General features: G+C 59.9%; 23 protein-coding genes. 8 read left to right on the top strand and 15 right to left on the bottom strand.

Annotation, left to right across the window (positions count from 1 at the left end):
• The first annotated feature begins 116 nt into the window (after nt 1–116).
• The gene (pdxS, locus tag HMI59_RS18830) at nt 117–1,031 is read left to right on the top strand and encodes a pyridoxal 5'-phosphate synthase lyase subunit PdxS (protein ID WP_193592187.1); all 915 of its coding nucleotides are present in this window, start codon (nt 117–119) and stop codon (nt 1,029–1,031) included.
• Nucleotides 1,032–1,121: 90 nt separating this feature from the next.
• Here the strand turns inward: pdxS and HMI59_RS18825 are convergent, their stop codons facing one another.
• From HMI59_RS18825 to HMI59_RS18805, 5 genes are all read right to left on the bottom strand, one after another.
• On the bottom strand, nt 1,122–1,346 hold the full coding sequence (locus HMI59_RS18825) for a hypothetical protein (protein ID WP_193592186.1): 225 nt from the start codon (nt 1,344–1,346) through the stop codon (nt 1,122–1,124).
• Between the two features lie 51 nt (nt 1,347–1,397).
• Nucleotides 1,398–2,219 carry a pyridoxal 5'-phosphate synthase lyase subunit PdxS gene (locus HMI59_RS18820; RefSeq protein WP_227471448.1) on the bottom strand — a complete coding sequence of 274 codons (822 nt, stop codon included), beginning with the start codon at nt 2,217–2,219 and terminating at the stop codon, nt 1,398–1,400.
• 157 nt (nt 2,220–2,376) lie between these two features.
• Nucleotides 2,377–3,852 (bottom strand): amino acid permease, encoded by a 1,476-nt coding sequence (locus HMI59_RS18815; protein WP_193592185.1) that lies wholly within the window; start codon nt 3,850–3,852, stop codon nt 2,377–2,379.
• A 94-nt stretch (nt 3,853–3,946) separates the two neighbouring features.
• Nucleotides 3,947–5,428 (bottom strand): aldehyde dehydrogenase family protein, encoded by a 1,482-nt coding sequence (locus HMI59_RS18810; RefSeq protein WP_193592184.1) that lies wholly within the window; start codon nt 5,426–5,428, stop codon nt 3,947–3,949.
• Complete coding sequence (locus tag HMI59_RS18805; RefSeq protein WP_193592183.1) at nt 5,425–6,333, bottom strand: NAD(P)-dependent oxidoreductase; 909 nt, start codon at nt 6,331–6,333, stop codon at nt 5,425–5,427. The genes HMI59_RS18810 and HMI59_RS18805 overlap by 4 nt, the downstream gene beginning before the upstream one ends.
• Before the next feature lie 190 nt (nt 6,334–6,523).
• Here HMI59_RS18805 and HMI59_RS18800 point away from each other — a divergent pair, with 190 nt between their 5' ends.
• On the top strand, nt 6,524–7,777 hold the full coding sequence (locus HMI59_RS18800) for a CdaR family transcriptional regulator (RefSeq protein ID WP_193592182.1): 1,254 nt from the start codon (nt 6,524–6,526) through the stop codon (nt 7,775–7,777).
• A 58-nt stretch (nt 7,778–7,835) separates the two neighbouring features.
• On the opposite strand, the gene HMI59_RS18795 is transcribed toward HMI59_RS18800, so the two are convergent.
• From HMI59_RS18795 to HMI59_RS18760, 8 genes are all read right to left on the bottom strand, one after another.
• Entirely contained in the window at nt 7,836–9,116 is a 1,281-nt protein-coding gene (locus tag HMI59_RS18795; RefSeq protein ID WP_193592181.1) for a selenocysteine synthase, read from the bottom strand.
• A gap of 15 nt (nt 9,117–9,131) precedes the next feature.
• A complete protein-coding gene (locus HMI59_RS18790) occupies nt 9,132–9,854 on the bottom strand; it encodes an ABC transporter ATP-binding protein (protein WP_166186061.1) in 723 nt (240 codons plus the stop codon).
• 1 nt (nt 9,855) lies between these two features.
• Nucleotides 9,856–10,578 carry an ABC transporter ATP-binding protein gene (locus HMI59_RS18785; protein ID WP_193592180.1) on the bottom strand — a complete coding sequence of 241 codons (723 nt, stop codon included), beginning with the start codon at nt 10,576–10,578 and terminating at the stop codon, nt 9,856–9,858.
• A complete protein-coding gene (locus tag HMI59_RS18780) occupies nt 10,575–11,633 on the bottom strand; it encodes a branched-chain amino acid ABC transporter permease (protein WP_193592179.1) in 1,059 nt (352 codons plus the stop codon). The genes HMI59_RS18785 and HMI59_RS18780 overlap by 4 nt, the downstream gene beginning before the upstream one ends.
• A gap of 4 nt (nt 11,634–11,637) precedes the next feature.
• Nucleotides 11,638–12,531, bottom strand: coding sequence for a branched-chain amino acid ABC transporter permease (locus HMI59_RS18775; RefSeq protein WP_166186059.1), 894 nt, complete (start codon nt 12,529–12,531; stop codon nt 11,638–11,640).
• A 162-nt stretch (nt 12,532–12,693) separates the two neighbouring features.
• Nucleotides 12,694–13,659 (bottom strand): NAD(P)-dependent oxidoreductase, encoded by a 966-nt coding sequence (locus HMI59_RS18770; RefSeq protein WP_193592178.1) that lies wholly within the window; start codon nt 13,657–13,659, stop codon nt 12,694–12,696.
• Nucleotides 13,656–14,816, bottom strand: coding sequence for a branched-chain amino acid ABC transporter substrate-binding protein (locus HMI59_RS18765; RefSeq protein ID WP_166186057.1), 1,161 nt, complete (start codon nt 14,814–14,816; stop codon nt 13,656–13,658). Before HMI59_RS18765 ends, HMI59_RS18770 begins: the two co-directional genes overlap by 4 nt.
• Before the next feature lie 242 nt (nt 14,817–15,058).
• Complete coding sequence (locus tag HMI59_RS18760; protein WP_193592177.1) at nt 15,059–15,955, bottom strand: LysR family transcriptional regulator; 897 nt, start codon at nt 15,953–15,955, stop codon at nt 15,059–15,061.
• Nucleotides 15,956–16,243: 288 nt separating this feature from the next.
• Here HMI59_RS18760 and HMI59_RS18755 point away from each other — a divergent pair, with 288 nt between their 5' ends.
• From HMI59_RS18755 to HMI59_RS18745, 3 genes are read left to right on the top strand one after another with little or no spacing between them, the layout of a single operon-like run.
• The gene (locus HMI59_RS18755; protein WP_193592176.1) at nt 16,244–17,290 is read left to right on the top strand and encodes a homoserine dehydrogenase; all 1,047 of its coding nucleotides are present in this window, start codon (nt 16,244–16,246) and stop codon (nt 17,288–17,290) included.
• Nucleotides 17,283–18,695, top strand: a complete 1,413-nt coding sequence (locus tag HMI59_RS18750; RefSeq protein WP_227471447.1) for an aldehyde dehydrogenase family protein — start codon at nt 17,283–17,285, stop codon at nt 18,693–18,695. Before HMI59_RS18755 ends, HMI59_RS18750 begins: the two co-directional genes overlap by 8 nt.
• Nucleotides 18,692–20,071 (top strand): aspartate ammonia-lyase, encoded by a 1,380-nt coding sequence (locus HMI59_RS18745; protein ID WP_193592175.1) that lies wholly within the window; start codon nt 18,692–18,694, stop codon nt 20,069–20,071. The genes HMI59_RS18750 and HMI59_RS18745 overlap by 4 nt, the downstream gene beginning before the upstream one ends.
• A gap of 83 nt (nt 20,072–20,154) precedes the next feature.
• On the opposite strand, the gene HMI59_RS18740 is transcribed toward HMI59_RS18745, so the two are convergent.
• Nucleotides 20,155–20,607, bottom strand: a complete 453-nt coding sequence (locus tag HMI59_RS18740) for an Lrp/AsnC family transcriptional regulator (RefSeq protein WP_193592174.1) — start codon at nt 20,605–20,607, stop codon at nt 20,155–20,157.
• Nucleotides 20,608–20,926: 319 nt separating this feature from the next.
• Here HMI59_RS18740 and HMI59_RS18735 point away from each other — a divergent pair, with 319 nt between their 5' ends.
• On the top strand, nt 20,927–21,394 hold the full coding sequence (locus tag HMI59_RS18735) for an Lrp/AsnC family transcriptional regulator (RefSeq protein WP_193592173.1): 468 nt from the start codon (nt 20,927–20,929) through the stop codon (nt 21,392–21,394).
• Nucleotides 21,395–21,450: 56 nt separating this feature from the next.
• Here HMI59_RS18735 and HMI59_RS18730 read toward each other — a convergent pair whose 3' ends face one another.
• The gene (locus HMI59_RS18730; protein WP_021471066.1) at nt 21,451–22,383 is read right to left on the bottom strand and encodes a LysR family transcriptional regulator; all 933 of its coding nucleotides are present in this window, start codon (nt 22,381–22,383) and stop codon (nt 21,451–21,453) included.
• A 168-nt stretch (nt 22,384–22,551) separates the two neighbouring features.
• Between HMI59_RS18730 and HMI59_RS18725 the strand changes: the two genes are divergently transcribed.
• Together HMI59_RS18725 and HMI59_RS18720 are read left to right on the top strand one after the other, a co-directional pair.
• Entirely contained in the window at nt 22,552–23,856 is a 1,305-nt protein-coding gene (locus HMI59_RS18725) for an SRPBCC family protein (protein WP_021471065.1), read from the top strand.
• Nucleotides 23,853–25,277 carry a ferredoxin reductase gene (locus tag HMI59_RS18720; protein ID WP_193592172.1) on the top strand — a complete coding sequence of 475 codons (1,425 nt, stop codon included), beginning with the start codon at nt 23,853–23,855 and terminating at the stop codon, nt 25,275–25,277. Before HMI59_RS18725 ends, HMI59_RS18720 begins: the two co-directional genes overlap by 4 nt.
• Nucleotides 25,278–25,291 lie beyond the last annotated feature (14 nt).

Genomic DNA, 25,291 nt, shown 5'->3' with positions numbered 1-25,291 from the left:
ATACTTGGGGCCTAGCTAATATATCTCTCGGATATCACACGACGTCGGCGCTCTGCCGGTGAGTGGATACCGGCGCCTGCGTAGGCATGCAGGCTTCATTCCCCTTGGAGTATCGCGTGAACATAAGACCGCTCCCTTTCGACAACATTCCCCTGACCGGCACAGGCCGCGTTAAGCGGGGTATGGCTGAGATGCTCAAGGGCGGCGTCATCATGGATGTCGTTAACGTCGAGCAGGCCCGTATTGCCGAGGACGCCGGCGCCGTCGCCGTGATGGCCCCTGAGCGTGTTCCTGCCGATATCCGCGCCCAGGGCGGCGTGTCCCGTATGTCCGATCCGGACATGATCGATCAAATCATTGCCGCGGTGTCCATCCCCGTGATGGCCAAGGCCCGCATCGGCCACTTCGTCGAAGCCCAGGTCCTGCAGTCCCTCGGAGTGGATTACATTGACGAGTCCGAGGTCCTGACCCCGGCCGATTACATCAACCACATCGACAAGTGGAACTTCACCGTCCCGTTCGTGTGCGGTGCCACCAACCTGGGTGAGGCGCTGCGCCGGATCAACGAGGGCGCGGCGATGATCCGTTCCAAGGGCGAGGCCGGCACGGGGGATGTTTCCAACGCGACCGGTCACATGCGCAAGATCCGCGCCGAAATCGCGAAGCTCTCCTCCCTGCCCGAGGACGAACTGTACGTTGCTGCGAAGGAACTGCAGGCCCCGTACGAGCTGGTCAAGGAAGTTGCTGCCACGGGCAAGCTTCCGGTGGTGCTGTTCACCGCCGGCGGTATCGCGACCCCGGCTGATGCCGCGATGATGATGCAGCTCGGCGCCGACGGCGTGTTCGTCGGTTCCGGTATCTTCAAGTCCGGCAACCCCGCCCAGCGCGCAGCCGCCGTCGTCAAAGCCACTGCCTATTACGACGATCCCGATGTGATCGCGAAAGTCTCCCGCGGCCTCGGCGAGGCGATGGTCGGCATCAACGTCGACGAAATCCCCGAACCCCACCGCCTGGCCGAACGCGGCTGGTAAAGCAGCGGCCGCCCGAGGTGATATCGAGGCAGCGTTCATGAGCCAGGTGGAGAATAGCCGGGTCCGGCTGAGTAGCTGTTTGGGTGATGCTCATATGCTGGCGTCACGTTCGTAGGTGGTGCCGTAAGGTACGTTCTCATTGACAGCAACCGTGAAGATTGTGGGACTGTGCCGAGTAACCATGACGCCCATCCAACCGAGGGACTCTGCGCCGGCGCGGGCTTGTCGGACAGCCTCGTTTAGTTCGTCGTCTTTCCGGTCGCCATCCTTCACCGTTACATGGAAGTAGCGTCCGGGGTCTACAACTGTGATCATTTCTTCTTAATTCTTTCTAGCTTCGACTGGAAGGATTTCAATCAGCCCTGTTCAGCGGAGGGTATGGGCCACGTCGCGGGAGATCTTTGCAATGACGTCCGGCTCGTCATGGAAAGTGACTGCATTGGCGAGTGCAGCGACCCGTTCCCCGGGATCGCGGAGCTTGAATATAGCGGGTCCGACGAGGACGCCATCGGCGCCGAGTTGCATCATCAACGCGGCGTCGGCGGGGTTTTCGGTGCTCTCGGCGAACAGTGCCACTGGGAGTTTGCCGGCAAGGCCAACTTCCTTGGCCAGTTCGTAGGGGATACCCAGATTATTCGCCATCTCCCTCAGTTGGTCTCCGGACAGGGCTGAGAGTGCATCGATCTCTGCGCGAAGCTGGCGGATGCCGCCTGTTGCACCAGTTTGTTCGCTTCGACATCGGATCATGGCGGCACCTTCGTTGATTCGGCGCAACACATCACCAAGGCTCGCGGCACTGGCCATAAAGGGGACCGTGGAGTGCCTTTTGTCGCTTTGCCTCACCGCAGTGGTTGAAGTCTTGTGTTCTGACCCGTCGATGTAGTCCACAACCAAGGACTGAAGCATCGTTGCGTGGGCGGAATGGCCGAGGTATGTGCGGGCTGCCACAGGTATGGAGACAACAGACTTGATGTGATTTATCACCTCCAGGTCGGATCTCCCAGGCTGACCTGCCGAATTTCGAAGAGCGTCCGGAACGTGTTCAAACGCCATGACTGCCACAGCGCCGGCATCCTCAGCGATCCGTGCCTGATCTGCGGTAGAAACGGTCACAATGACGCCACCGGTGAGCATTCCCGCTATCCCGCGCCTGTCGCCCGGTTTGGCTGCAAGTTCAATAGCTTGCACGTCTTCCTCTCAATTCTGGTGGGTGCTCACCAGGTGTTTAGCTCGCTCGATACGAGGTGGCCGGTTCACGGCAGCGCCCGCCCCGATAGAGCCGGAACTGGCAGCGGTTCAGGGTTTGCCCCTGAACCGCTGCCACGCGTCCGTCGCCGGTTGGGAATTAGCTCCGTGGCGTCTTTACCAGCAGCTCTTCACGGCTTTGAGGGGGCGTAGGAGCAACCTCGTTGAGAATTGAATGCCGTGGGTTGAACTTCTTCGATAAGTAGTAGCCCCCAATAAGAGCGGCTGCCCAGAATGGCAAGGCATAGAGTGCTACTCGTGAACTGTCGTCGAATGCCATCAGGACGACGACCCCGGCGAGGAATGTAAGGGCTATCGGGCCTAGAACCTTGGCCGCAGGGAGCTTGAACCCGGAAGGAGGCAATTCGCCTCTGTTGACCTTCCTACGGTAAACCATGTGTGTCACCAGGATGATGCCCCAGGTCCACAAGGCAGCCAAGGAACAGAGGGCAAGCAGATACTGGAAGGCCTGCTCCGGCACGACAGCGTTGAGAATAACACCCAGGAGCATGACGCCCCCTGATGCCAGAACGCTGGCCGCCGGTACATGATTGCGGTTCGTTGAAGCGAAGACCGCCGGTGCGACGCCGTCAGTGGCCAGCCGTTTGAGCAGCCGGGCGTTGGAGAACAATCCTGAGCTGCATGCCGACAGTGCAGAGGTGAGGACCACGAAGTTCATCAGACCTGCTGCTGCAGGAATTCCGATTTGTTCCAAGGCCTGCACAAAGGGACTCTGGTTACCGCTGAACTTGTTCCACTCCACAACGGACATAAGGATCACCAATGAACCCACGTAGAAGAGGATGATTCGGAGTGGCACGCTGTTGATGGCTTTGGGCACGACGACCCGTCGGTTGCGGGTTTCGGACGCGGCCATACCGAGGAGCTCTGCCCCTTGGTATGAGAATACGGCGATCTGAATTGCGAAGAGGATCCCGATGATCCCGAACGGAGCGAAACCACCTAGTGTCCCGGGTACTTCCACATTGACCAGGTTCCCGAACGATGCTGTCTGGCCGGCGGGACCGATTCCGAACAGGATGACGGCGAGACCACCGAGGATCAAACCAACGATCGCGATGATCTTAATGGAAGCAAACCAAAATTCTGCTTCTCCGAAGGCACCGACGTGAAGCAGATTGAGCAGCACGAGGCAGACAACGGCGACCAGCGCAGTTACCCACTGTGGCACGTCAGGGAACCAGAATTGAACGAAGATGCCCGCCGCAGTGATCTCGGACATGCCGATCAGGGTCCACGTGATCCAATTCCCCCAACCGGTGATGAACCCGAAAGCCGGCCCCAGGAATTCACGAGCGTATTCAGTGAAGCTGCCGGTGACAGGGCGGTAGATGAGAAGTTCTCCCAGAGCGCGCATGATGATGAAGATGACCGCGCCCACGACGGCGTAGACGAGAATCAGGGCCGGGCCGGCAACAGCGATACCCGCGCCGGATCCCAGGAAAAGACCGACACCGATGGAGCCGCCAACAGCGAGCATTCGAAGGTGGCGCGAGGATAGTCCAAGGGCGAGCCCATCCTCGGTGAGTTCTGTGCTCTTAGGTTTACTGGCCATTCTAGGTCCTTACTGAGCCAATGTTTGCTTAGGATACGGGAGTGCCCGGGGGATGCTTTGCTACCCCCGGGCACCAGGATGGTCGAACGGAATGTCAGATAGCTATGGTGATGTTCTTGACATTGGTGAAGCTCTCCAACGCCCCTTCGATGGAGTACTCACGCCCGAGGCCGCTCTGTTTGTTTCCGCCGTAGGACATGCCCGGGAGCTGACCGCCACCCCTGTTGATCTGAACCCATCCCACTTCAAGACGGTTGGCTGTGCGTATGGCAGTGGAGATGTCCTTTGAGAACACATAGCCGGCCAGGCCATAGTGGCTGTTGTTGGCAGCTTCGATCACTTCATCTTCGTTGTCCCAGGGGATTACGACCAAGACGGGACCGAAGACTTCTTCGCGCGTGACCGCCCAGTCTTCGCCCGCACCGGAAATCACGGTGGGAGCTACGAAGTATCCGTCGCCGTCTACGGGCCGTTCGATGCCTCCGGTCACAAGGCGGCCACCTTGATCGAGCGCACCGTTGATGTAACGGATCACGGTGTCATACTGCTTGCCGCTGACAATGGCACCCATGTCGGACGCCTCATCGAGGGGATCGCCGATCTTGAGTTTGGCCAGTTCGGCGGTGAGCTTTTCGAGGAAGGAGTCGAAGATGTCGCGGTGAAGGTAAAGCCTGGATCCCGCGGTGCACGACTGTCCTTGGCGGGTGAATCGCATTGCTGCGATGACGCCCTGAACAGCAGAGAGGTCGTCAGAGTCGGGAAATACGATGGCCGGGGACTTTCCGCCGAGTTCCAAAGTGACCGGAACAACGCGGTCGGCCGCAGCTGCGAGGATCTCCTTGCCGACCCCGGTTGAGCCGGTAAAGGTGAGCTTGGCAATTTTCGGGTGCCGGCACATTGGCCCACCAACGTCCTGACCCGTACCTGTCAACACATTAAGAACACCCGCAGGAAGAATGTCGTTGGCAAGCTCGGCAAGCTTAAGAACGCCCAGGGGCGCGAGTTCCGCAGTTTTGAGAACCAAGGTGTTACCGGTGATCAAAGCCATGGCAATCTTCATGGTCGAAAGGATCACGGGGGCGTTCCACGGAACAATGCCTCCAACAACGCCCAGCGGCTCCCTTACGGTGTAGCTGAGCAGATTCTCGCCGAAAGGGAAGGTCTCGCCTTTCTGCTGGAAGGCGGCCTCTCCATAGAACCTGAAGACGTCTGCGCTGGAGGCTACCTCGCCGCGTGCCTGGGTACGGAGCGCGTTGCCGGTTTCCGACGCGACGAGCCGGGCGATCTCTTCTTGATGTTCGGCGATCTTGTCCCCGATGGCCATCAGCAGCCGTCCGCGCTCTCGCGGCGGCAGCACACCCCAGGACTTGAAAGCTTCGGCCGCTGCATCGACGGCGCGGTTGACATCCGACTCGCCGGATTCCGGAATGTAGGCGATTGTGGTCCGCCGCGCAGGATTTTCCACAGGCAGCCACTGGCCGTTGTCGGAGGGACCCCAGACCCCGCCGATCAGCTGGTGAACCTGAGGAGCGGAGCCGGTCTCGATGAGAATTTGTTCGCTATTGATGACGGTCATGACTGGGTTCCTTTTGACTGGAGGCGGATGCCGGAGAAGTCCTCGTAGAATTCGACGACGCTGGTGAAGTCTTTGGCACCGCGGCCGTCGCGGTTTCCAATGCGGTAGATGTCTCCCACGATGTTCGAAACCGGGGTGGGTAGGTTGGCCTTTACCGCAGATTCAAGAAAAAGTTTGATGTCTTTGAGCATGAAGTCGAGGGCAAAGCTTGTCGCCCGCTCCTCGGTGAAGAGTGTGCGCGGGAAGTAGCTGGTCAACATAAAGCTGGCCGCGGAGCTCTTGGTGAGCACGTCTACGGCAGTGTCCAGGTCCACGCCGGCTTTGACGGTGGCGGAAAGGCCTTCGCCCAGAGCAAGAATGGTGGCCGCCGAAATGACGTTGTTGGCCAGTTTGATGACCTGGCCTGATCCACTGGGACCGACATGGAAAATATTGCCTGCGAACGCCTCAATGAGGGGCCGAACCTTGGCGACAGTGTCGGTTTCACCGCCAATCATGACGCTCAACGTCCCTGCGTCTGCGCCCTGAACGCCGCCGCTGACGGGCGCATCCAAGTATGAGAAACCGCCGGCGCTGGCGGCTGCGGCCAGATCACGGGCTGTTTCCGGGTCGATGGTGCTGTGGTCAACAATGATGGCGCCCTGAGATGCTCCTTCAAGGACGCCGTCTTCGTCGGCTACCACCGTGCGGACAATTTGTGGCGTTGGCAGGCTGAGGAAGATGACGGAGGCACCCTTGGCTGCTTCTGCCGGAGATTCGGCCGGCCTCGCTCCTTGTTCAGCAAGGGCTGCTACAGCTTCCTTGTTTACGTCAAAAACGGCAACGTCGTGGCCTGCCTTCAGCAGGTGGGGAACCACCCGGCCGCCAATATTGCCCAGGCCTACGAAGCCCAAAACTTGAGTCATTTATTTCTTTCCCATCGGCTGTTCCACGGCTTATGACGTGGTTCACATTGCGAATAAATCAACAATAGGAAGGAACCCAAGGGGGGTTCTACGGACCGGTGTTGAGACTTTCGACGGGATTTCTGCTACATATGTAGCATGGTTGCTTCGGGCAGCCAGGTTGGTAGTGAGCGGTGTCAGGAGCAGGGCTATGTTGGACCAGAGCAGGCTCGATCGGGTGGTAGACGAGGTAGCGCGGATAACGGGGCGCAACGTCACCTTGGATGACGTCTTCTCAAAGGTCCTGGCCTACAACACGAGCTTCCCGACTACAGACCGTGCACGGATGGAAGCTGTGCTGATGAAATCAGTTTCCGCCGAGGCGCGGGTGTGGGAAGCCGAGGGTGATCTTGCCTCGAGGACGAGGCCATTCATTCTTCCGGCAAGGCCCGAGGTCGGCTTCTTGGCCCGGGTGTGCATTCCATTGGTCCACCGGGGGCTGAAGACCGGCTATCTCTGGGTAGCCACAAGTGATCCCAACGACCCCCCGGAACCAATCCTCGAAGTCGTCTTGGCACTGGGGGACCGCATTGAGAAGTTTTCCTCTGCAGTCCGGGAAGCGATCGAACCCGCTACCCAGGAGTCCGTGGCGAGGGAAAGGGCCTTGCTCGCTGCCCTACGGGAACCAGGCCGACACGAAGAACTGTGGCTGAGCGACTTCTTGGAGGACGGCCCGGCCCAAGTAGCGGTTCTGACCCATCCCACTCTGTACCGGCGGCGCGGGGCTCCAGCTATCGATGAGCGGGCCACACTTCTGCGCCACGCGATGTCGGAGGCTCTGCGGGCTGTTTCGGGCAGGGTCGTCTGGGCTCCAGCGGGTAACTGCGTTGTGGCGCTGTTTGGACCTGAGATCGGCAGGGTTGATGTCTCTTCAGTCATGCGCCGCTTCAGCCGTGTCGTATCGCTGCATAGCGTTCCGGGGCATGAGGGATCCCTGGATCCGGCAGAGATGGGCATGGCCGGGAGGGCAGGGAACGTGATGGAACTGGGAATCCGGTTCAGGGAGGCTTTAGTGGCCTTGCAGGCGCGCACCGTGGACCCGGCATTACCGGAGGTGTCGACGTATGAGTCGGTGGGTATCTACCAGTTCCTGTCCCAGCTGGACCAAAAGGCCAAGTCGAGCCGTCTGTCGGCGATTGAGGCGTCGGCGAAAGGCCAGGATCAATTGGAGCTGTTGGAGCGGCTATACGATTCGGACAAACCGCGAAACGAACTGGCTGCAGATCTGCACATCCACCGCACCAGTCTCTACCATCGCTTGCGCAGCATAGGAAAGATTATCGATGATGACCCGCTGTCGAGCCACGTCAGGCTGGACTTGCACGTCGCGTTGAAGGCGCAGCGTTGGGCTCGGCGTCCCAGGTTATTTTCGTGGGACACCGAGCCCGCTGATCTGCAGCTTTGATGGGAGGCAGTGAGGTCATTCATCACTCCGCTCCCGGCCGGCGGAACCGCTTTCGCTCTTAGCCGAGGATCATCGCTTCCAATGCCTGGGGGCGATGCAGGTTTTCGGCAACCCAAGTGAAGGCATCGTCGAATGCCTTGGCGAGTGCCTCTGCGCCGCCTGCCGCTTCCAAGCAGCCAGCAGTAGGTTTTAGGCGAAGGGAGACCCGGGCGCCAGGCTGGCCGTGGGAGTTAACCGTTACGATTCCGCGGCCAAGGACGTGCAGCCCGACAGCGGCTGTCACCTCAGACGGACTCACTCGGTGAGGGTTGCTGCCGCCGCAGCGGTCCAAGACCAGCTCCATCGCATCTTCTTCAGTAATTTTTGGTCCCAGGGTTCCGGGCTGAACATACTTTGGCCCGAAAAGCGCGATGAGTTCAGCGCCTAAGGTCCTGCCGTCCCGGGCGTCCTGGAGGAGCTGATCGGAGGTGAACGACTCCAAAGCCCGAAGCATGGCCACGATCATCGGCCCTCGGGCGTCGGTTCCTGACTCTGCGGCCCATACTGACAGCTCAGCGATGAGGGACGGGGCACCTCCGACGAGGGCACAGCGGGGACCGCCGAGTCCGACCTTGTCCCCGTTGGTGACGGCCACGTCGACCCCGGTTTGCAGGCTTCGCTGCTGCCCGTGGAATATGGGTCGAATCCTTGCGCCGTACGCGTCATCAAGTAGAGTCAGGCAGCCCGCGTCGCGCAGCGTACTGGCCACAGCCCGAATCTCGCTGTCGGAAAGCTCTTCCATACTGGAAGTCACTGACGTGATGATGGCACATTCGGGGTGGTGTTGGCGAAGGAACTCCGGCGTCAGATTCGCCGGGGTCACCTCGATGACCCGGGATCCAGAGGCTGCAGCACCGAAGTGGATCGAAGAATGCCCGTGTCCCCCCTCGGGGACGACCGAAAGAACCGGTCCCGAACGGCCATAGAGCATAATCCAGGCGACGATGACTGCAGCCGTCCTGGAGTACATCACGAAACCATGCTCACTGCCGCCCCCGAGGTGCTCCAGGGCCAATTCCTGTAACCTTCCAGCCGCAACTCCCGGGGCGATCCATTCGTTGCAGAGTGCTATGTCATCTGGATGCACCGGAAAATTGCCGGCGTTGCCGGTCAGGATGGCGAAGCTGTCTGGACCTTTCGCCCTGATAATCGCTTGGGTTCGGTCCCAGGCATGGGCCATGCGCTTAGCATCATCCAGCGAGGTTGCGAGGATGTTGCCCCTTGCATATCCGACCGTGATGTCGATGGGGTTGCCGAATCGGTCGTAACGGGTCTCGAGAGCGGCAGCGATGTTGTTCATGATGTCCTGTCGAAATTAATGTGTGTCGGTTCCGAGGTAGGCCGCCTCAATGGCCGAAGTATTCAGCGACTTGGAGTCGCCGGATTCAACGACGAGCCCGGATTCGAGGAGGTATCCGCGGGAAGCCAAGTCCAGTGCGGCCTGGGCGTTTTGCTCAACAACCAGAAGGGTCAGTGACGTTTCGGCCACGACCTTTTCCAAAGTGCTGAAGATGGTGCCGACAATGATGGGTGCCAGACCCATGGATGGCTCGTCGAGGAGCATGATCTTGGGCTTGGAGAGCAGCGCCCGGCCAATTGCCAGCATCTGTTGCTCACCACCACTGAGGGTACCTGCGATCTGTGTCCGCCGCTCGGACAGCCGGGGGAACAGTTCGAGCACCATGTCGAGTTCCGAGCCTGAGAGCTTGCCCTTCTGGTGGATGAATGCTCCCAGGCGCAAGTTGTCCTCTACAGTCAACCTGTGAAAGATCTCCCGGCCTTCAGCAACATGGGCGATACCATGTCGGAGGACCTTGTGGGATTTCTGGCCGGCAACGTTGACGCCGTCGATCACCACTGAACCGCTTTTCGGCTTGATCATGCCGCTGATCGCTCGAAGTAGGGTCGTCTTTCCAGCGCCGTTGGCACCGAGAACAGCGACTACTTCTCCGGCGTTCACTTCCATGCTGACGCCGTGCAAAGCCTCGATGTTCCCGTAGCCCGCCACCAGCTGGTCTATCTTCAAAAGGGGGGACATGTCAGGCCTTTCCAAGATATGCCCGGATTACTTCGGGGTTGGAACGAATTTCGGCCGGGGTGCCGGAAGCGATTTTCTTGCCAAAATCCAGAACGATGATTTCGTCGCATACTTTCGAGACCAGGCCGACGTCGTGCTCTACCAAGACAAGGAGCAGGCGCTTGCCCAAACGGACGATCAATTCGCCCAGCGCTTCCCGATCGTCTGCGTGCATGCCGGCTGCTGGTTCGTCCAACAGCACAACGCTGGGGTCGGCGGCCAGACAACGCGCGATTTCAACCTGGCGTTGAGTTGCGTAGGTAAGTTGGGATGGCAAGAGGTTCACAGATTTGGTGAGCCCGAGTTCCTCAAGAGCCGAGTGTGCGGCGTTCTTGGCAGCCGCACCGCGAACCATTGTGGAACGTGTGTTCAGCGCCCCAACAGCTACGTTCTCCAGAACAGTCAATTCCGGGAAAAGTTTGATGTTCTGGAAGGTGCGGCGAATTCCGAGCCGTGCCACCTGTTCGGTTCGCGCTCGAGTGATGTTGTGGCCATTGAACGTGACCGTGCCCTTGCGCTTGGCCGTTGGCACCAGCCCGGTAATGCTGTTGAACAGAGTGCTCTTCCCGGCGCCGTTGGGGCCAATGACACCGGTGACGCCTGTCGTCATTTCGAAACTGATGTCAGTAAGGGCGGTCACCCCTCCAAACTGGATCGAAAGTGAGTCAACTGTGAGGGTTGTCATCGTGTGTCCTCCTTGACGAGGTCAGCCGGCTGCGGTGCCGAGTTGGGGTCCGGGTCTGCCGGCACGGCGGACGGTCGGTCAGGACGCTTGAAGCGGTGGGCGTTCTCCCGAATCACCACTGCAGCAACAAGCAGTGGTCCGAAGACGAGCATCCGGTACTCCTGGAACTCGCGAAGGGCCTCTGGAAGGGCGATGATGACGGCGGCGGCGATGATGACGGGCCAGATTCTCCGGCTCAGACCGGCCAGAACGACGATTGCCAGGACCATGAATGACTGATCGACCACAAACGAGTCAGGGGATACGCTGCCCTGAACCCTTGCGAAGATTGATCCGGAAACTCCTGCGAAGAGGGCCCCGATCCCGAATGCCATGAGGTACATCCGCAGCGGCTTGATCCCGCTGGCTTTGGCCGCAAGTTCGTCATCGCGCAGGGCAGTCCAGGACAATCCGATCCTGCTCTTGAAAAGGAAAGTGGCGGTGACGGAAGCAAGTACCAGGACGACCCAGGCAAGGTAGTAGTACTGGGTGAGGTCATAGCCGAACTTGATGCCAAAAATATTCGGTGGATCGATTGCCTGGATCCCGGAGGGGCCGCCTGTGAGATCAGTGAGGTTGTTAAGGCTGATTCGGACAATTTCACCGAAGCCGAGGGTAACAATGGCCAGATAGTCGCCCCGGAGCCTCAGGGTGGGGTAGCCAATGATGATGGCGAAAATACAGGCAGCGACGGCCGAGAGGCCGGTTACGACGAAAAAGTCGAGATGCAATCCCAAACGGGGGCTGGAAAGCAGCGCTGTCGTGTAGGCACCCACACCCCAGAAAGCGATGTAACCAAGGTCAAGCAGGCCGGCTTGGGCCACGACGATGTTCAGGCCCAGAGCCAGAATGGCGAAAAGCAATACGCGTAGCAATACGTCGATGATGTACTGGTTGGTGACGACAGCGGGGGCCAGCGCCAGAATTACCAGCACTGCAATCATGACGACGATGCTGATCAGTTGATTCCTGCCGGTGAATGCCCGCCGGAGTGCTGCAGGTTGAGCTGTTTTCATGGAGCTACACCTTTACGACCGAACGACGGCCGAACAGGCCTTCGGGTTTGATGAGAAGTACGATGACGAGTGCACCAAAGACGAGGGCGTCACCCCATGCGCTGGAGATGTAGCCGGCTCCCATCGCCTCAATGACGCCAATTGCAAGACCGCCGATGAGAGAGCCGGGAATGTTCCCGATGCCGCCGATGACGGCGGCGGCGAAGGCTTTGAGTCCAATCAAGAAGCCCATGACCGGTGTTGCCACTCCGATGTAGCTGCCGACGAGCACGCCCGCTATGCCCGATAGGGCCCCGGCGAGTGCGAACGTAATGATGATGACCCTCTCCGGGTTGACGCCCATGAGGCTGGCCGCTGAAGGTCGTTCGGCCGTGGCCCGCATGGCAAGGCCGCTACCCGTTCGCGAAATGAAGAAGTACAGAGCGCCCATGCAAGCCAAAGCGATGGCGACAACGATGATCTGCTTGACTGATACGATCACCGGGCCGAGGGTGAGCTGACCTTCCGGGAAGAGCGCCGGGTAGGCGCGTGGCTGTTTGCCGAATATCAGGCCGGCGGCGTTCTCTATGAGGATGTATAGGCCAATACCACTAATGAGTGGCATGAGCCGCTTAGAGCCGCGAATGGATCGGTAACCGATCCGGTCGATACCGATGTTCACGAGGGCTCCGAGCGCAGCGGCAGCGAGCACTGCTGCACCGATAGCGAGGAGCTTGTTTTCCGTGCCTACACTCGCCACGGCGAGCAGTCCGGCGTAGGAGCCGAGCATGTAAACGCCGCCTTGGGCGAAGGCAATAAGCTGAAGTACGCCGAAGATGAGGGTAAATCCCATGGCAACAATCGCGTAGACGCTTCCCAGCGTCAGCCCGTTGATGAGTTGTTGGAGAAACTCTGACATTGTTTTGCTTCCTGTAGGCGCACATGTGGTCAAACACTGCGTGCGTCCGGTGCGGGGAGATTTCCGTAGTACCTCGCGTGGAGTGGTCTATCACTACGGGCTAGGGTTCGGCTCCTGGAACAACTGGTGTGGTCTGTCCGGGAGCCGAACCATCGTGTTTGGTTACTCGGCTGAGGGAGTCTCGTCGAATTTCAGCCGAACGCCTGCCGTCTGTTCGTAGACTTCCACAACGTGGCAGGAGTCACGGCTGCCCAGCCCCTGGCCCTGGGCCAAACGGAATACTTGCCTGACGGCGCCGCTGAGGAACATGGGAACCTCAGTTTTGTTTGCGGCACTCAGGAAGAGGTCCAGATCCTTGACCATGAAGTCGAGGGAGAAACCGGTTGGTCGTTCTTCCGAGAAGACGACCCGCGGGAAATACGAGCTGAGGATGTGTGATTCCGCAGACCCCGAGGTAAGCACGTCGTACATTGTTTTGGTGTCCAGACCCGCTCGTCGACCCATCACCATGACTTCGGAGGCGGCTACGGTGTTAATGGCTGAAATCATGTTGTTGCAAAGTTTGACCAACTGACCGGTACCGGACGCGCCCACGTGGGTGATGGCCGATCCAAGGTGTTCAAGAAGCGGGTGGATCCGGGTGAAATCTTCTGTGGAGCCGCCGGCCATGATCGCCAGGGTACCGTTTTCGGCTCCCTGAACGCCTCGACTGACGGGGGCGTCGAGGAAACCGATGTCACTCAGGGCGAGGGCATCGCGAACAGATACTGCAGTAGCTGGATCGATGGTGCTCAGGTCCGCGGCGACGGCACCGGGCTTGGCGCCTTCGAGGACCCCGTCCTTGCCAAGATAGACGGCTTCGACAATGGCAGGGTTCGGCAAACTGCTGAGAATGAAGTCGGCCTCGGCGACGGCGTCGGCAGGAGAGCTTGCAGCCCGGGCGCCGGCTTCCTCCAAGGACTGCAGCGCTGCCGGGTTGGTATCGAATACGGCTACCTTGTATCCCGCGTCGACAAGACGGGCAGCCATTCGGCGGCCCATATTGCCGAGACCGATGAACGCTACTTTTGCTGACCCGGTGGTGTTCTGCACCGGGTTAGTGCCGTTATTCTCTGTGATGTTGCTCATTCTGCTGCTCCTACGAATTCCCATTTGCCGGATTTCACGCCGGTAATGCCCACCTGGGGCTCTTGCATGTCACCGTTCTGGTCGAAGGAGATCTTTCCTCCCACACCGGTGAAGTCTGTTTTGGAGACGGCGTCCATCAACGCCGCCCGGTCAGTGCCGCCGCCTATCGATTTCCAAGCGTTGATAATCACAGTCGCCGTGTCGTACGACTGGGATGCTGCACTGTTGGGTGCCGTGCCGTAGGCCTTGGTGTACGCCTCTACGAAGCTCGATGCGCTGGGGTTCTTGGTAGGGTCCAGGCCGAGGGAGGCAATGTGTACCCCTTCGGCTGCTTCAGCTCCGGCGATGGTAATGAAGTCGGGGCTGTCCAAAGCGTCGGTACCGAAAAGCTCACCCTTGTATCCCAGCTCCCGGGCTTGCTTGGCGATAAGACCAGCATCGTTGTAGAAGGCCGACAAATAGATCAGGTCCGGCTTTTCGGAAAGCAACCCCGTCAGGGCACCTCGGAAATCACCTTGGTTTGCTGTGATGTGGATGCTGTCAACGGAGCTGAGGCCGGCCTGCTTTGCCTGATCGATGAACTGCTTGGCGGTGTCTGCGGTCGATGCATCGTTGGCGTCAATCGTCGCCACGGTTTTTACGTTGGGTCGGTTTGCCGTAATCCACTTGACGGAGCCCACCGTAGCGTCGGAATTCTTCGCGGTGACGCGGAAGAAATTCTTGAAGCCCTTGGTAGTCAGTGTGTCGTTGGAAGCGGTAGGGACAATCTGGGTCAGTCCGCATCCGTTGTAAACGGGCTGCGCATTCAGGGTGATCGAGCTGGCGTAGTTGGCCACTGCCGCGATCGTGCTGTTGTTGCCGCAGAATTTTCGCGCCAACGATGCCCCAACCGAGGGGGACGATTGATCGTCCTGGACGTCCAGGGTCAGCTTGCCTGGGAGGTCACCTTTTGCGTTGGCCTCATCGATGGCTAATTTTACGGCATTAATCATTGGTGCCGCCAGGGGAGCGTCAGGGCCGCTCACGGGCATCGCGAGCCCGATGGTGGCATCTTTCGACCCACTTGAGCCGGAGGAAGAACCGCCGCACGCCGTCAACAGTGTCAGCGCTGCCACGGCTGCCGTCGCTGCGACAGCAGCTTTGGAGTATTTGATCACGATCGCACCTTCATGAATTCTTAATCGGTGAATCCTGGCCGGATGGCCTAGTACGAACAAGGTAGGAACACGCGGTGCCCGGCGTCTATCAGGATTCCTTGAACGGATCGTTAAGAGAAACTGAAAGTATCCGTGTAATGCGCCTCACTCTGATGATTTTGTTGAGTTTACGGCTGTCTCGCCGGAGCGCATTCACGGATGGGAACGGACTTGTTACGTGTCCGCGTAACGACTGGCCTGCGTTACCTGATGTATATGGGGAGCGACTTCTCTTTTAGCTCCGCCGCGACCGCGCCCACCAAGGGGGAATCCTGGGCGGAGGCCCTATAGGCAAGCATCACCTTGCGGCTTTGAAGGGGGTCCAAGGACCTCGCTACGAACTTGAACGCCTTACTGAGGGTGTGCCGTCGGCTAAGAATCGTCACCCCAAGGCCTGCCTCCACCATGGCCAGGACAACCGCGAGATTGCTGCAATTCGCGACGATTCTTGGCTCGAACCCCGCTGCGCGGCAGAGCTTGCGGACGTGTATTTCAAAAACAGATTGCCGGACGTCCATGATCCAGGCTGTGCTGCTGAACAGCGATAGGTTGACTGGTCCTTGGGGGAGGTCGTCGTAGTCCGGGGGGAGACAGAGGACCAGTTCGTCTTCGTAGAGCACAGTAGTAACCATCTCCTCCGTCGGCACGGGATGGAGGTCGTCGATCACGGCCAGGTCGATGCGTCCTGCCCGCAGTTCGGCCATGCTCTGGAACGGTTCCATGTCAGAGACCGTGACCCGCAGCTCTGGAAAGCTGAGCGAGAGGGCGGTAAGTGCTTTGGGAAGTATGGTGCTCGCGAAACTAGGGAATGCGCTGAGCGCCACAACGCCGGCGACGTCGGTTCTGAAGCGCCTCATGCTGGTTTGGGCTGCTTCTGCAGCTGAAGCAATTTGCTTCGCATGGCGAACCAGTACCAGTCCGGCTTCAGTGAGTTGCACGCGGCGCCCCGCGCGAACGAACAAACGCACCCCGGCTTCCTTCTCCAGAATGGACAGCTGCTGACTGACGGCGGAAGTCGTCATGAACATCACCTCGGCCACAGCCGTCATCGTTCCCTCGGCCTCGAGGGTCGAGAGAATCTGTAGTCGTCTGAGGTCCATTCAACGTCCTTCTGCCTTACATCTGACTCTTGAATAAAGCTTAAGGGTCTGAACGCCAATGGACAGTATGTACCGAGCGTTGGCGGAAGGACTCCAGAACCCTTGGGGGCAGTCCGCCGGGGTTAGCCATGGGAGTGGCTTGCCGCAGAGGCCTGTTGACCGTTTGGCTCACGGGAACGTCCGTTTTTGGTCTTTTTGACATGCCTTCTGAGCCAAACGTTCATGGCACACTGACGTCGTTGGGACAGAAAGTGGAAGAACACAATTCACCACTTTTAGGGAGACCAAGTGAAGACGTACAATCTGGCCCTCATCGGTTTCGGCGGGGTCAACCGCGCTCTTGCCCAACTCATCGTCGACGACCCCTCACGGTTTGCAGCTCTGGGGTTTGAGCTTCGCGTCGTGGCCATCACGGATCTTGGCCTTGGGTCCTTGGTACAAGGGGACGGAATCAATCTCACCGAAGTTCTGTCCATGCCACGCGGTTCGTCTTTCGAAGGGCTGGCCGGTGGTTCATCGGATCCGCGCAACGAGCAGGTCATTAAAGACAGCCCGGCGGACATTATTGTTGAAGCCACCTTTACCAGCCCGGTTGATGGCGAACCCGCTGTTTCCCACGTTCGCTGGGCACTTGGTGCCGGCAAGCACGTGGTCACCACCAACAAGGGACCTGTTGCTTTGTTCGGTAAGGAACTCACCGATCTCGCTCGCCGGAACGGCGTCACCTTCGAATACGAAGGCGCTGTGATGAGCGGAACGCCCGTGATCCGGCTGGCCAGGAAATTGTTGGGTGGACTGGAGCTGTCGGCGGTACAGGGAATCCTGAACGGTACCAGCAACTACGTACTCGGACGTATGGAGGACGGCCTGACTCTTGACAAGGCAATCGCAGAAGCACAGGCGCTGGGGTATGCCGAGGCTGATCCGACAGCGGACATCGGCGGGTCCGATGTCCGGCTCAAGGTCGCCATTCTGGCCAATGAGCTGCTGGGGGCAAATCTGCAACCCACTGAGGTCGAAACCACCGGAATCCAGGGAATCTCCAGTGATGATGTTGCCGACGCTTTGGCCCACGGCAAACACTGGAAACTCATTGGGGAGGCCCGCCGTGATTCGGACGGGGGAGTCTCCGCTTCCGTTCGACCGGTCGCATTGGCAGCGGACCACCCCTTGGCCGGCATCGCGGGTGCAACCAATGCGGTGTCGTTCACGACCGATCTTTTGGGCGCTTACACCGTATCCGGCCCAGGTGCCGGTCGGGTTGAAACAGCGTACGCATTGATCTCTGACATCATTGCCGTCGACCAGTTTGAAAAGGTGGCCAACCGTGTCTGAGGCCGCAACAATCATTGGAATTTCGTCACCGACCGATGACCTCATCATCCGAAACAAGTTTGACGGCTCCGTTCTTGGCCGTTTGCGACAGTCAACCGAGAAGGACATTCAGTCGGTGATCTCTCAGGCGGCCGCAGCAGCTACTGCAGCTGCCCGGATGCCGCGCCACGAACGGGGAAACATTCTCGACACCGCCGCTGAGCTTCTCCGTCAACGAAGCAGCCAGGCTGCGGAACTGATTGTGGCGGAGGCCGGGAAGACCATACGGCAGGCCCGCAAGGAAGTGTCCCGGGCCATCAACACGCTAAAGCTTTCAGCAGCTGAAACGCGCAGGAATGTCGGGGAAGTCATCCCCTTCGATTCGTTCGCCGGTTCGGAGAACCGTCACGGCTGGTTCACCCGTGAGCCTCTTGGCCTGATCGCTGCCGTAACACCGTTCAACGATGCGTTGAATCTGGTAGCGCACAAATTGGGTCCCGCAATAGCGGGCGGAAACACGGTCATTCTCAAGCCCTCCCAGCTGACGCCGCTCACCGCAATATTCCTGGTGGACCTGTTGCGCGAGGCCGGACTTCCGGAGGACTTCATCATTGTGGTTGTCGGTGACAGGAAAGTCACGCAGGCCATCATTCAGTCAAGGCTTGTGCGCATGGTCTCCTTTACAGGAGGGTTCCGGACGGGTGAGGCCATCGCAGCCAACGCCGGCATCAAGCGGCTGTCCATGGAACTGGGTGGAAATGCACCCGTCATCGTTTTTGATGACGCGGATATCCCGTCGGCTGTGGAAGCGTGCGTCTCGGGCGCTTTTTGGGCGGCAGGCCAAAACTGCATCGGAGCCCAGCGCATCCTGGTCGAAAGGTCAAAGTTCAATGAATTCCGCGACGCATTTGTTGCCCTCACGCAGGGGCTGAAGACGGGCGATCCCCGGGACGAAGCCACAGACGTTGGGCCGATGATCAGTGAGAGTGCGGCTGCGGAGGCCCGCCGCAAGGTTGTCGCAGCGGTCGCCGAAGGAGGGACCTTGCTGACGGGCGGAGAACTGGAGGGTTCTGTTCTCACACCTGCAGTACTGACAGGTGTTCCCCGCAGCTGCGAGGCGTGGACGGAAGAACTGTTTGCGCCCATTGTCCTGGTGGAACCGTTCGACACCGATGAGGAAGCGATCCGTCTGGCTAATGACAGTGATTACGCGCTCCAAGCGGGCGTGTTTACAGCCAGCCTTTCCCGCGCAATGGAGACCGCACGGGCAATCGACGCCGGCGGGGTTATGATCAATGACTCCTCAGACTATCGTCTGGATGCTATGCCGTTCGGAGGTTCGAAGTACGGCAGCATGGGCCGCGAAGGGGTCCGGTTTGCGTACGAGGAAATGACCCAACCCAAGGTTGTGGCGATCACCTCATGACAGACAACGTTCGCATCGAGCGGGACAGCCTCGGGCGTCTTGCTGTTCCTGCTACGGCGTTGTGGGGCATTCACACCGAACGGGCCCTGCAGAACTTCCCCATCAGCGGCATTCCGCTGGGTACGCACCGACCTTTGATCCTTGCCCTCGCACACGTCAAGAAGGCGGCAGCCCTGACCAACCGGGAACTGGGGCTGATCCCTGGTGACGTGGGTCAGGCAATAGTTTCCGCCTGCGACATCGTCGCTTCCGGCGAGGTAGATGACGCCTTTCCGATCGACGTCATCCAAGGCGGCGCCGGTACGTCGACGAACATGAACGCCAATGAGGTGATAGCAAACTTGGCGCTCCGTATTATGGGTCATCCCCTCGGAACGTACACGATTGTCGATCCGATCGGTCACGTCAACAAGTGCCAGTCAACTAATGACGTCTACCCCACCGCAATACGACTTGCGCTGATCTATGGACTGGAAGGGCTCCTCGACAACCTGGCAGGTCTGACGGATGCGCTGCTGGCAAAGGGCGAGGCCTTCGCAGCAATCCCGAAGATTGGACGAACCCAACTTCAGGATGCGGTTCCCATGACGCTGGGCCAGGAGTTCGCCGCCTTCGGGGTAACACTCAAGGAGGACCAGGGGCGCTTAAAGGAGGCGGCGTCTTTGCTGACCGAATGCAGCCTCGGGGCGACAGCTATCGGTACCGGAATCACCGCAGACCCTGCCTATCTCATGCGCATCGTCGTAAAGCTGGCGCAGGTTACAGGCCTACCGCTACGTCGTGCCGATGACCTGGTTGAAGCAACGTGGGATACCGGCGCGTTCATGACGTTTTCGGGTGCGCTGAAGCGGACCGCAGTCAAGCTTTCGAAGATCAGCAGCGACCTCAGGCTGCTCTCCAGCGGGCCTCAGTCGGGCCTGGGCGAGATCTTGCTTCCTCCGCGCCAGGCAGGGTCCTCAATCATGCCCGGCAAAGTGAATCCGGTCATTCCCGAGGTTGTGAATCAGATTGCCTTCTTCGTCGCCGGCGCTGACCTCACGGTTACCATGGCGGCGGACAACGGGCAGTTGCAGCTAAACGCCTTTGAACCATCCATTGCACACGCCTTGCTGCAATCCCTCGGATGGCTGGCCCAAGGCTGCGAGGTGCTTCGGAGTTTGTGCATTGAGGGGATAGAAGCGAACGAAGGGCATCTTAGGAAGCAAGCGGACATCTCTACTGCCCAGGCAACGGCACTGCTGCCGCTGATTGGTTATGCCGCGGCAGCGGATATCGCGCACAGGGCGTCCGCCAGCGGACAAAAGGTTGTGGACCTGGCCGTCAAGGAAGGGCTCCTGTCCGCATCGGATGCGGAACCTTTCCGGGCCACGCGGTAGCCGGGCAAAGCGTCGGGACTTAATCATCATCCCTCCCGCGGTACTTGGATAACCCGGATCCAAGTACCGCGGGTCCGGGGGTCCTAAGTAGACGTCCTGTCGATCACCGTCGACAAAGACAAAGCCGTGGTGATGTCCCGAACACCCGGAAAAGCCGAAACTTGCTCCCATATCTGCTGGATACGGCCGGCGTCAGTGGCCTCAACGCGGACTACCAAGTCAAGTTCGCCGCTGACCACATCACAAATTACTACTTCCGGAATCGCCCTGAGGCCGGCAATCACCTCCGAGCCCCGCATCCTGTCCTGCCGATACACAAGCATGACTGCGCTGACTCGCGGACGATCACCATCAACCGCTTCCCTGATGGTGTAGCCGCGAATGAAACCGTCGCGCTCCAACCGTTCGATGCGCTGCCGCACCGCGTTGCGTGAGAGGAGCACGCGTTCCCCGAGGCGGGCGAGGCTGATCCTTGCATTCTGACGAAGTTCCGCCAGGATCTGACCGTCTATGTCGTCGGTGGGACTCCGTCGCACTTGGTGTTCCTCTCTGACGAATAAATAGCTACCTGGTTTGAGAGCCGTTGGCACCGCACTGCGGGCAGTGAGAAGCTAGGAATGCATAAGGATTAGCTAAATCGTCGCTTTAGTAACATGTCGTTGGCTTATCATTTCCCTGTTTATACCATTGAATCAGCGAGCTGCCGGATGAGCGGCCGACCAGCCGCTCGGAACACCGCCCTGCGGAGAACCGCAGGTGCCGGAGCTACATACTAACGCCAGGTCGAGGCCCGGAGTCCGCCTGGGTCTCAGCGGATGAGAGACCACAATGCAAAGCCTCGCAGGAGCAACAGCAATGTCGAGCCACCTAGATGCAACTGATGAATTAATTCTGCAAATTCTCGAAGACGACGCACGCCTACCCCTGGAAGCACTCGCACTAAGGGCGGGCCTTGACGCCAACGCCCTGTCGAAGAGGATGGAAAATCTCCAGCGATCCGGCCACATTTCGGCGTTCACGATCGTCCGGGCCTACCCTGACAGTGACGCTGCTCCCATGTCAGCAATAGTGATCATCCGGCCCGACCCGCAGAGAAACGGGCAGGATCTGTACCGTGGTCTTGAATCAATACCCGAAGTCGTGACTGCAGAGAAGCTGGACAGCGACGGTTCGATCCTGATCAGGCTTCAGATCCATGATGGCGACCGCCTCGATGCAATCACTGCGCGACTCAGAAACCAAGCTTCCGTGCGTTCGTTGGAGATCACCACCACAACACCGCTCCTGACGCACTTGCCGTGGCGGCCCCCGATCGGAAGCTAGATCTCTGCGGTCGTCACACTGCCCGGTTTCCGCTTCATCAGGACTCGTCTTCCAAATCAGGACTCGTCTTCCAACCTGGTCTTAAGGAGCCGTTGCGCCGTGCCCTGAAGGATCTCCAAGGATTCCTTGATCAAGGGCGAGCCGATGCTGCCCCGTCGCACCGCTGCCACAATCCGGCGGGCCGGCTTTCCCTTGCCCGTGATGCGCAGTCGAACGACGTTCTCCGCGTTGTGCAGGGGTGCCAGCCGCGGAAGCAGGCCGACGCCCAGGCCGGCCCCCACAAAGGCGATCTGTGTCTCCCATTCAACGGCTTCATGGGCTATCCGCGGCGTGACTCCCACTGCGGTGAAGGCGGCGGTAAACAGTGCGTGGTAGGTGGATCCGGCAGTTTCGGTGATCCACGGCTCCGATGCCAGTTCTTCCAAGGTGACTGTTTCCCGGGAGGCCAACGGATGGTCGCCGGGAATGATGACGTCCAAGGGGTCATCCAACAGGAACGTTTGCTCGAAGCGCGGATCGTCCTCCCCGTAGCTATCGGATTGCATGGCGACGATCACGGCCAGGTCGATCCGTTCTGCCACGAGCAAATCAAAGCAACGCGACGGGTCTGCCTCGAGTACCTGGACTTCCAACAGCGGCCGCGTCGAGCGCAATGTCGCGGCGAGGGGCGCCAGCAACTGGGCTGCCGCCGTCGAAAACCCCCCGAGTCCAAAATGGGACTGGACCTGGTCGCCGGCGGCCATGGCGGCGGCACGCAGGCTTTCCCACTCGGCAACCAGGCCATCCGAACCGGCAACCAGGAAGCGGCCCGTGGCGGTGAGTCGCACCCCGCGGCCGTCCTTTGTCAAGAGCTGCATTCCCAGTACGCGCTGGAGCTCCCGCAACTGTGCGGAGACGGCGGAAGGGGAGTAGCCGGTGAGTTCGGCAGTAGCCCCCACGGTGCCGCAGCGGGCAAAGACGCGAAGGGTGTGGAGCCGTGGATCGATCATGAATCAATCATGCACAGAAAGTGCACGGTTATCTCCTAAATATTGCGCTTTTGTTGCAGTTCAATCGTCCCTAATCTCGTACTACGAAGACTTCGACAAAGGCGGTTGCGATGACGCACCGCGGTCCCCATGAACTACTTAATGACCCAGCCTCCCGGGAGGAAACCCATGACTGCTCCAGTGAACGTCGCTCCTGCATCACGCGGAAAGATCGTTTCATCATTGCCTGCCGATCAGCTGGCTGAAATCAGCGCGTTGTTTGAGTTCCGGCGCACGGGCTATTCCCTTGATGCCCCGTTCTACACGGATCCGACCATCTTCAAGGTGGACATGGAGGCCATCTTCGGCCAGCACTGGATCTACGCGGGCAGTGTTGCCGAACTGCCCGAGCCGGGCGACTACATCACCGTGGACTACGGACCCTACTCGCTGATCGTTCTCCGCAACGATGACGGCGAAGTCAACGTCCTGCACAACGTGTGCCGCCACCGCGGTGCGCGCGTCCTGACGGAGTCGGCTGGTTCCACCGGAAACCTGGTCTGCGGCTACCACTCCTGGACCTATTCGCCCGAGGGCAACCTGATCCACGCTTCCGCTCCCGGCGAGGCCAAGTTCGACAAGAACTGCTTCGCCCTCAAGCGCGCCCACAGCCGCGAGGTTGCCGGACTCATCTTCGTTTGCATCGCCGACGAGCCGCCAACAGACTTTGATGAGACCTCCAAGATCTTTGAGCCCTACCTGGCGCCGCACGATCTGTCCAAGACGAAGATTGCCTACCAGCAGAACATCATCGAAGAGGGCAACTGGAAGCTCGTCATGGAGAACAACCGTGAGTGCTACCACTGTGACGGCCACCCGGAACTTGCCTGCTCCCTGTTCCCCACCTGGGGCCTGACCGAGGGCCTTATCCCCACCCACCTCGAAGAAGTCTGGGACCGCAACAAGGAAGCTCAGGCCTCCCTCGAAGAGCGTTGCCGCCGCTACGGCCTGCCCTATGAGGTAGTGGAAGAGCTGGACACCCGCATTGCAGGTATCCGCATCTCCCGCGAATCCCTCGACGGCGAAGGCGAATCGTTCTCGGCCGACGGACGCCGCCTGTCCAAGAAGCTGCTCGGCGACTTGCCCGACTTCCGCCTGGGCCGTTGCTCGATGCACCTGCAGCCCAACAGCTGGTTCCACTTCCTGGGCGACCACGTCATCACCTTCGGCGTCTTCCCCATCAACGAACACCAGTCCCTGGTCCGCACCACGTGGCTGGTTGCCGACGACGCCGTGGAAGGCGTGGACTACGATCTGGACAAGCTCACCTACACCTGGAAGCAGACCAACCTCCAGGACAAGGCCTTCGTTGAGCTGTGCCAGACGGGTGCAGGCAGCCCCGCCTACGAACCCGGCCCGTACATGAAGAGCGAGTACCAGGTTGAGGCCTTCATCAACTGGTACGTGCAGCGCGTCCAGGAGCACTTGGCATGACGGAACTCCTCACCGAAACGGCCGTCCAGGAGCCACAGCGCATCCGCGGACTCGAGATGCCGTGGAACAGGGTGATGGGCAGCAGCGACGCCCCCGCCCGGGCAGCCCGCGCCCTGGGTCCCTGGCACCCCCAGGAGTTCACGGCCGAATGCGTGGAGACCATCCCGGAAGCGGGCGGCCTCATGACGTTCGTGTTCCGGCGCTGCGACGGCGCACCCCTTGCTTTCCGTGCCGGGCAGTACGTCAACATCGCGTTCCCCGTGAACGGCGAGGAGCACGAACCTGTGGACCGCAGCTATTCGTTGTCCAGCTCGCCTACCGAGCCGTGGACCTTCAGCATCAGCGTCAAGCGCGACGCCGGCGGCCTGGTCTCGCCGTGGGTGCATGAGAACGTCAAGCCGGGCACTGTGCTGGAGATGCTCGGGCCGGTCGGCGCCTTCCACTTGCCGGATGCGGACCGGCGCGCCCGTTACCTGCTGCTCGCAGCCGGGGCCGGCATCACGCCCATCATGTCCATGGTCCGGACCATCCATTCCCTGCCGGGCCACGCGGATGTCGTGGTGCTCTACCACGGCGCGGAAGCCGGCGGCTTCGCCTTCCACCGGGAGCTCGCCTACATCGCTTCCGTGGACTCGCGGATCCGGGTCTTCTACTCCCTGGGTGACCGCAGCAAGCCCGACGGTTGGGATGGCCTCACCGGACGGTTGACCTCGGCCATGATTGACGAGGTGGCCCCTGACGCCAACGGACGCCAGGTCTACGCCTGTGGTCCCGAGGGCTACCTGAACACCGCCACGGAGCTCCTGAAGAAGGTCGGCGTGGACGACACCTCCATCTACATGGAGTTCTTCTCCGGTGACCGCCAGACGCTCCTTGAATACGCGGCCGAAGTGGCCCTCGCCACGGACATCGCAGAAGAAATTGCCGAGGAAATCGCCGACTCCGCCGAGGATTACTTCGAGAGCCAGCCTGCGGCTTTCGGTCTCTACGAGCCGAGGTACGACGCAGACGGCACCTTGGAAGCCACGGGCCTGCCGCTCGAAGCGGTCGACGCCGACGCGACGTCCGGTGCGGAAGCCAACGACGGCGGTTCGGGCACCTCGCCGGAGGCCGAAGCGGAGACTCCCGATGCTTCGAGCTTCGACACGGTGGGAACCGGGAGCCTCACGTTGTCCTTCATGCGCACCGGCATCAACGTGCGGATCGACCCCACGGAGCCCATCCTCGAGGTGGCCCAGCGTGCGGGTGTCAGGATCGGCGCCAACTGCAAGGAAGGAATGTGCGGTTCCTGCAAGGTGGTCAAGTTGTCGGGCGACATCGACATGAACCACCAGGGCGGGATCCGGAAACGCGAAATCGATGCGGGCAAGTTCCTGCCCTGCTGTTCCACGGCCAAGACGGATATGGTGATCGACGCTTAGAGGGCTTGTCTCCT

Origin of the sequence: Paenarthrobacter sp. YJN-5 (assembly GCF_015040095.1) — a bacterium.
Lineage (GTDB): Bacteria > Actinomycetota > Actinomycetes > Actinomycetales > Micrococcaceae > Arthrobacter > Arthrobacter ureafaciens.
Note: the sequence above shows the minus strand (reverse complement) of the source record. Positions and strands in the feature narration are given on the sequence as shown.

Coding starts and splice junctions, on each gene's coding strand:
- HMI59_RS18825 (WP_193592186.1), bottom strand. CDS start 1,346: ATGATCACAGTTGTAGACCCCGGACGCTACTTCCATGTAACGGTGAAG.
- HMI59_RS18815 (WP_193592185.1), bottom strand. CDS start 3,852: ATGGCCAGTAAACCTAAGAGCACAGAACTCACCGAGGATGGGCTCGCC.
- HMI59_RS18810 (WP_193592184.1), bottom strand. CDS start 5,428: ATGACCGTCATCAATAGCGAACAAATTCTCATCGAGACCGGCTCCGCT.
- HMI59_RS18805 (WP_193592183.1), bottom strand. CDS start 6,333: ATGACTCAAGTTTTGGGCTTCGTAGGCCTGGGCAATATTGGCGGCCGG.
- HMI59_RS18800 (WP_193592182.1), top strand. CDS start 6,524: ATGTTGGACCAGAGCAGGCTCGATCGGGTGGTAGACGAGGTAGCGCGG.
- HMI59_RS18795 (WP_193592181.1), bottom strand. CDS start 9,116: ATGAACAACATCGCTGCCGCTCTCGAGACCCGTTACGACCGATTCGGC.
- HMI59_RS18790 (WP_166186061.1), bottom strand. CDS start 9,854: ATGTCCCCCCTTTTGAAGATAGACCAGCTGGTGGCGGGCTACGGGAAC.
- HMI59_RS18785 (WP_193592180.1), bottom strand. CDS start 10,578: ATGACAACCCTCACAGTTGACTCACTTTCGATCCAGTTTGGAGGGGTG.
- HMI59_RS18780 (WP_193592179.1), bottom strand. CDS start 11,633: ATGAAAACAGCTCAACCTGCAGCACTCCGGCGGGCATTCACCGGCAGG.
- HMI59_RS18775 (WP_166186059.1), bottom strand. CDS start 12,531: ATGTCAGAGTTTCTCCAACAACTCATCAACGGGCTGACGCTGGGAAGC.
- HMI59_RS18770 (WP_193592178.1), bottom strand. CDS start 13,659: ATGAGCAACATCACAGAGAATAACGGCACTAACCCGGTGCAGAACACC.
- HMI59_RS18760 (WP_193592177.1), bottom strand. CDS start 15,955: ATGGACCTCAGACGACTACAGATTCTCTCGACCCTCGAGGCCGAGGGA.
- HMI59_RS18745 (WP_193592175.1), top strand. CDS start 18,692: ATGACAGACAACGTTCGCATCGAGCGGGACAGCCTCGGGCGTCTTGCT.
- HMI59_RS18735 (WP_193592173.1), top strand. CDS start 20,927: ATGTCGAGCCACCTAGATGCAACTGATGAATTAATTCTGCAAATTCTC.
- HMI59_RS18730 (WP_021471066.1), bottom strand. CDS start 22,383: ATGATCGATCCACGGCTCCACACCCTTCGCGTCTTTGCCCGCTGCGGC.
- HMI59_RS18725 (WP_021471065.1), top strand. CDS start 22,552: ATGACTGCTCCAGTGAACGTCGCTCCTGCATCACGCGGAAAGATCGTT.
- HMI59_RS18720 (WP_193592172.1), top strand. CDS start 23,853: ATGACGGAACTCCTCACCGAAACGGCCGTCCAGGAGCCACAGCGCATC.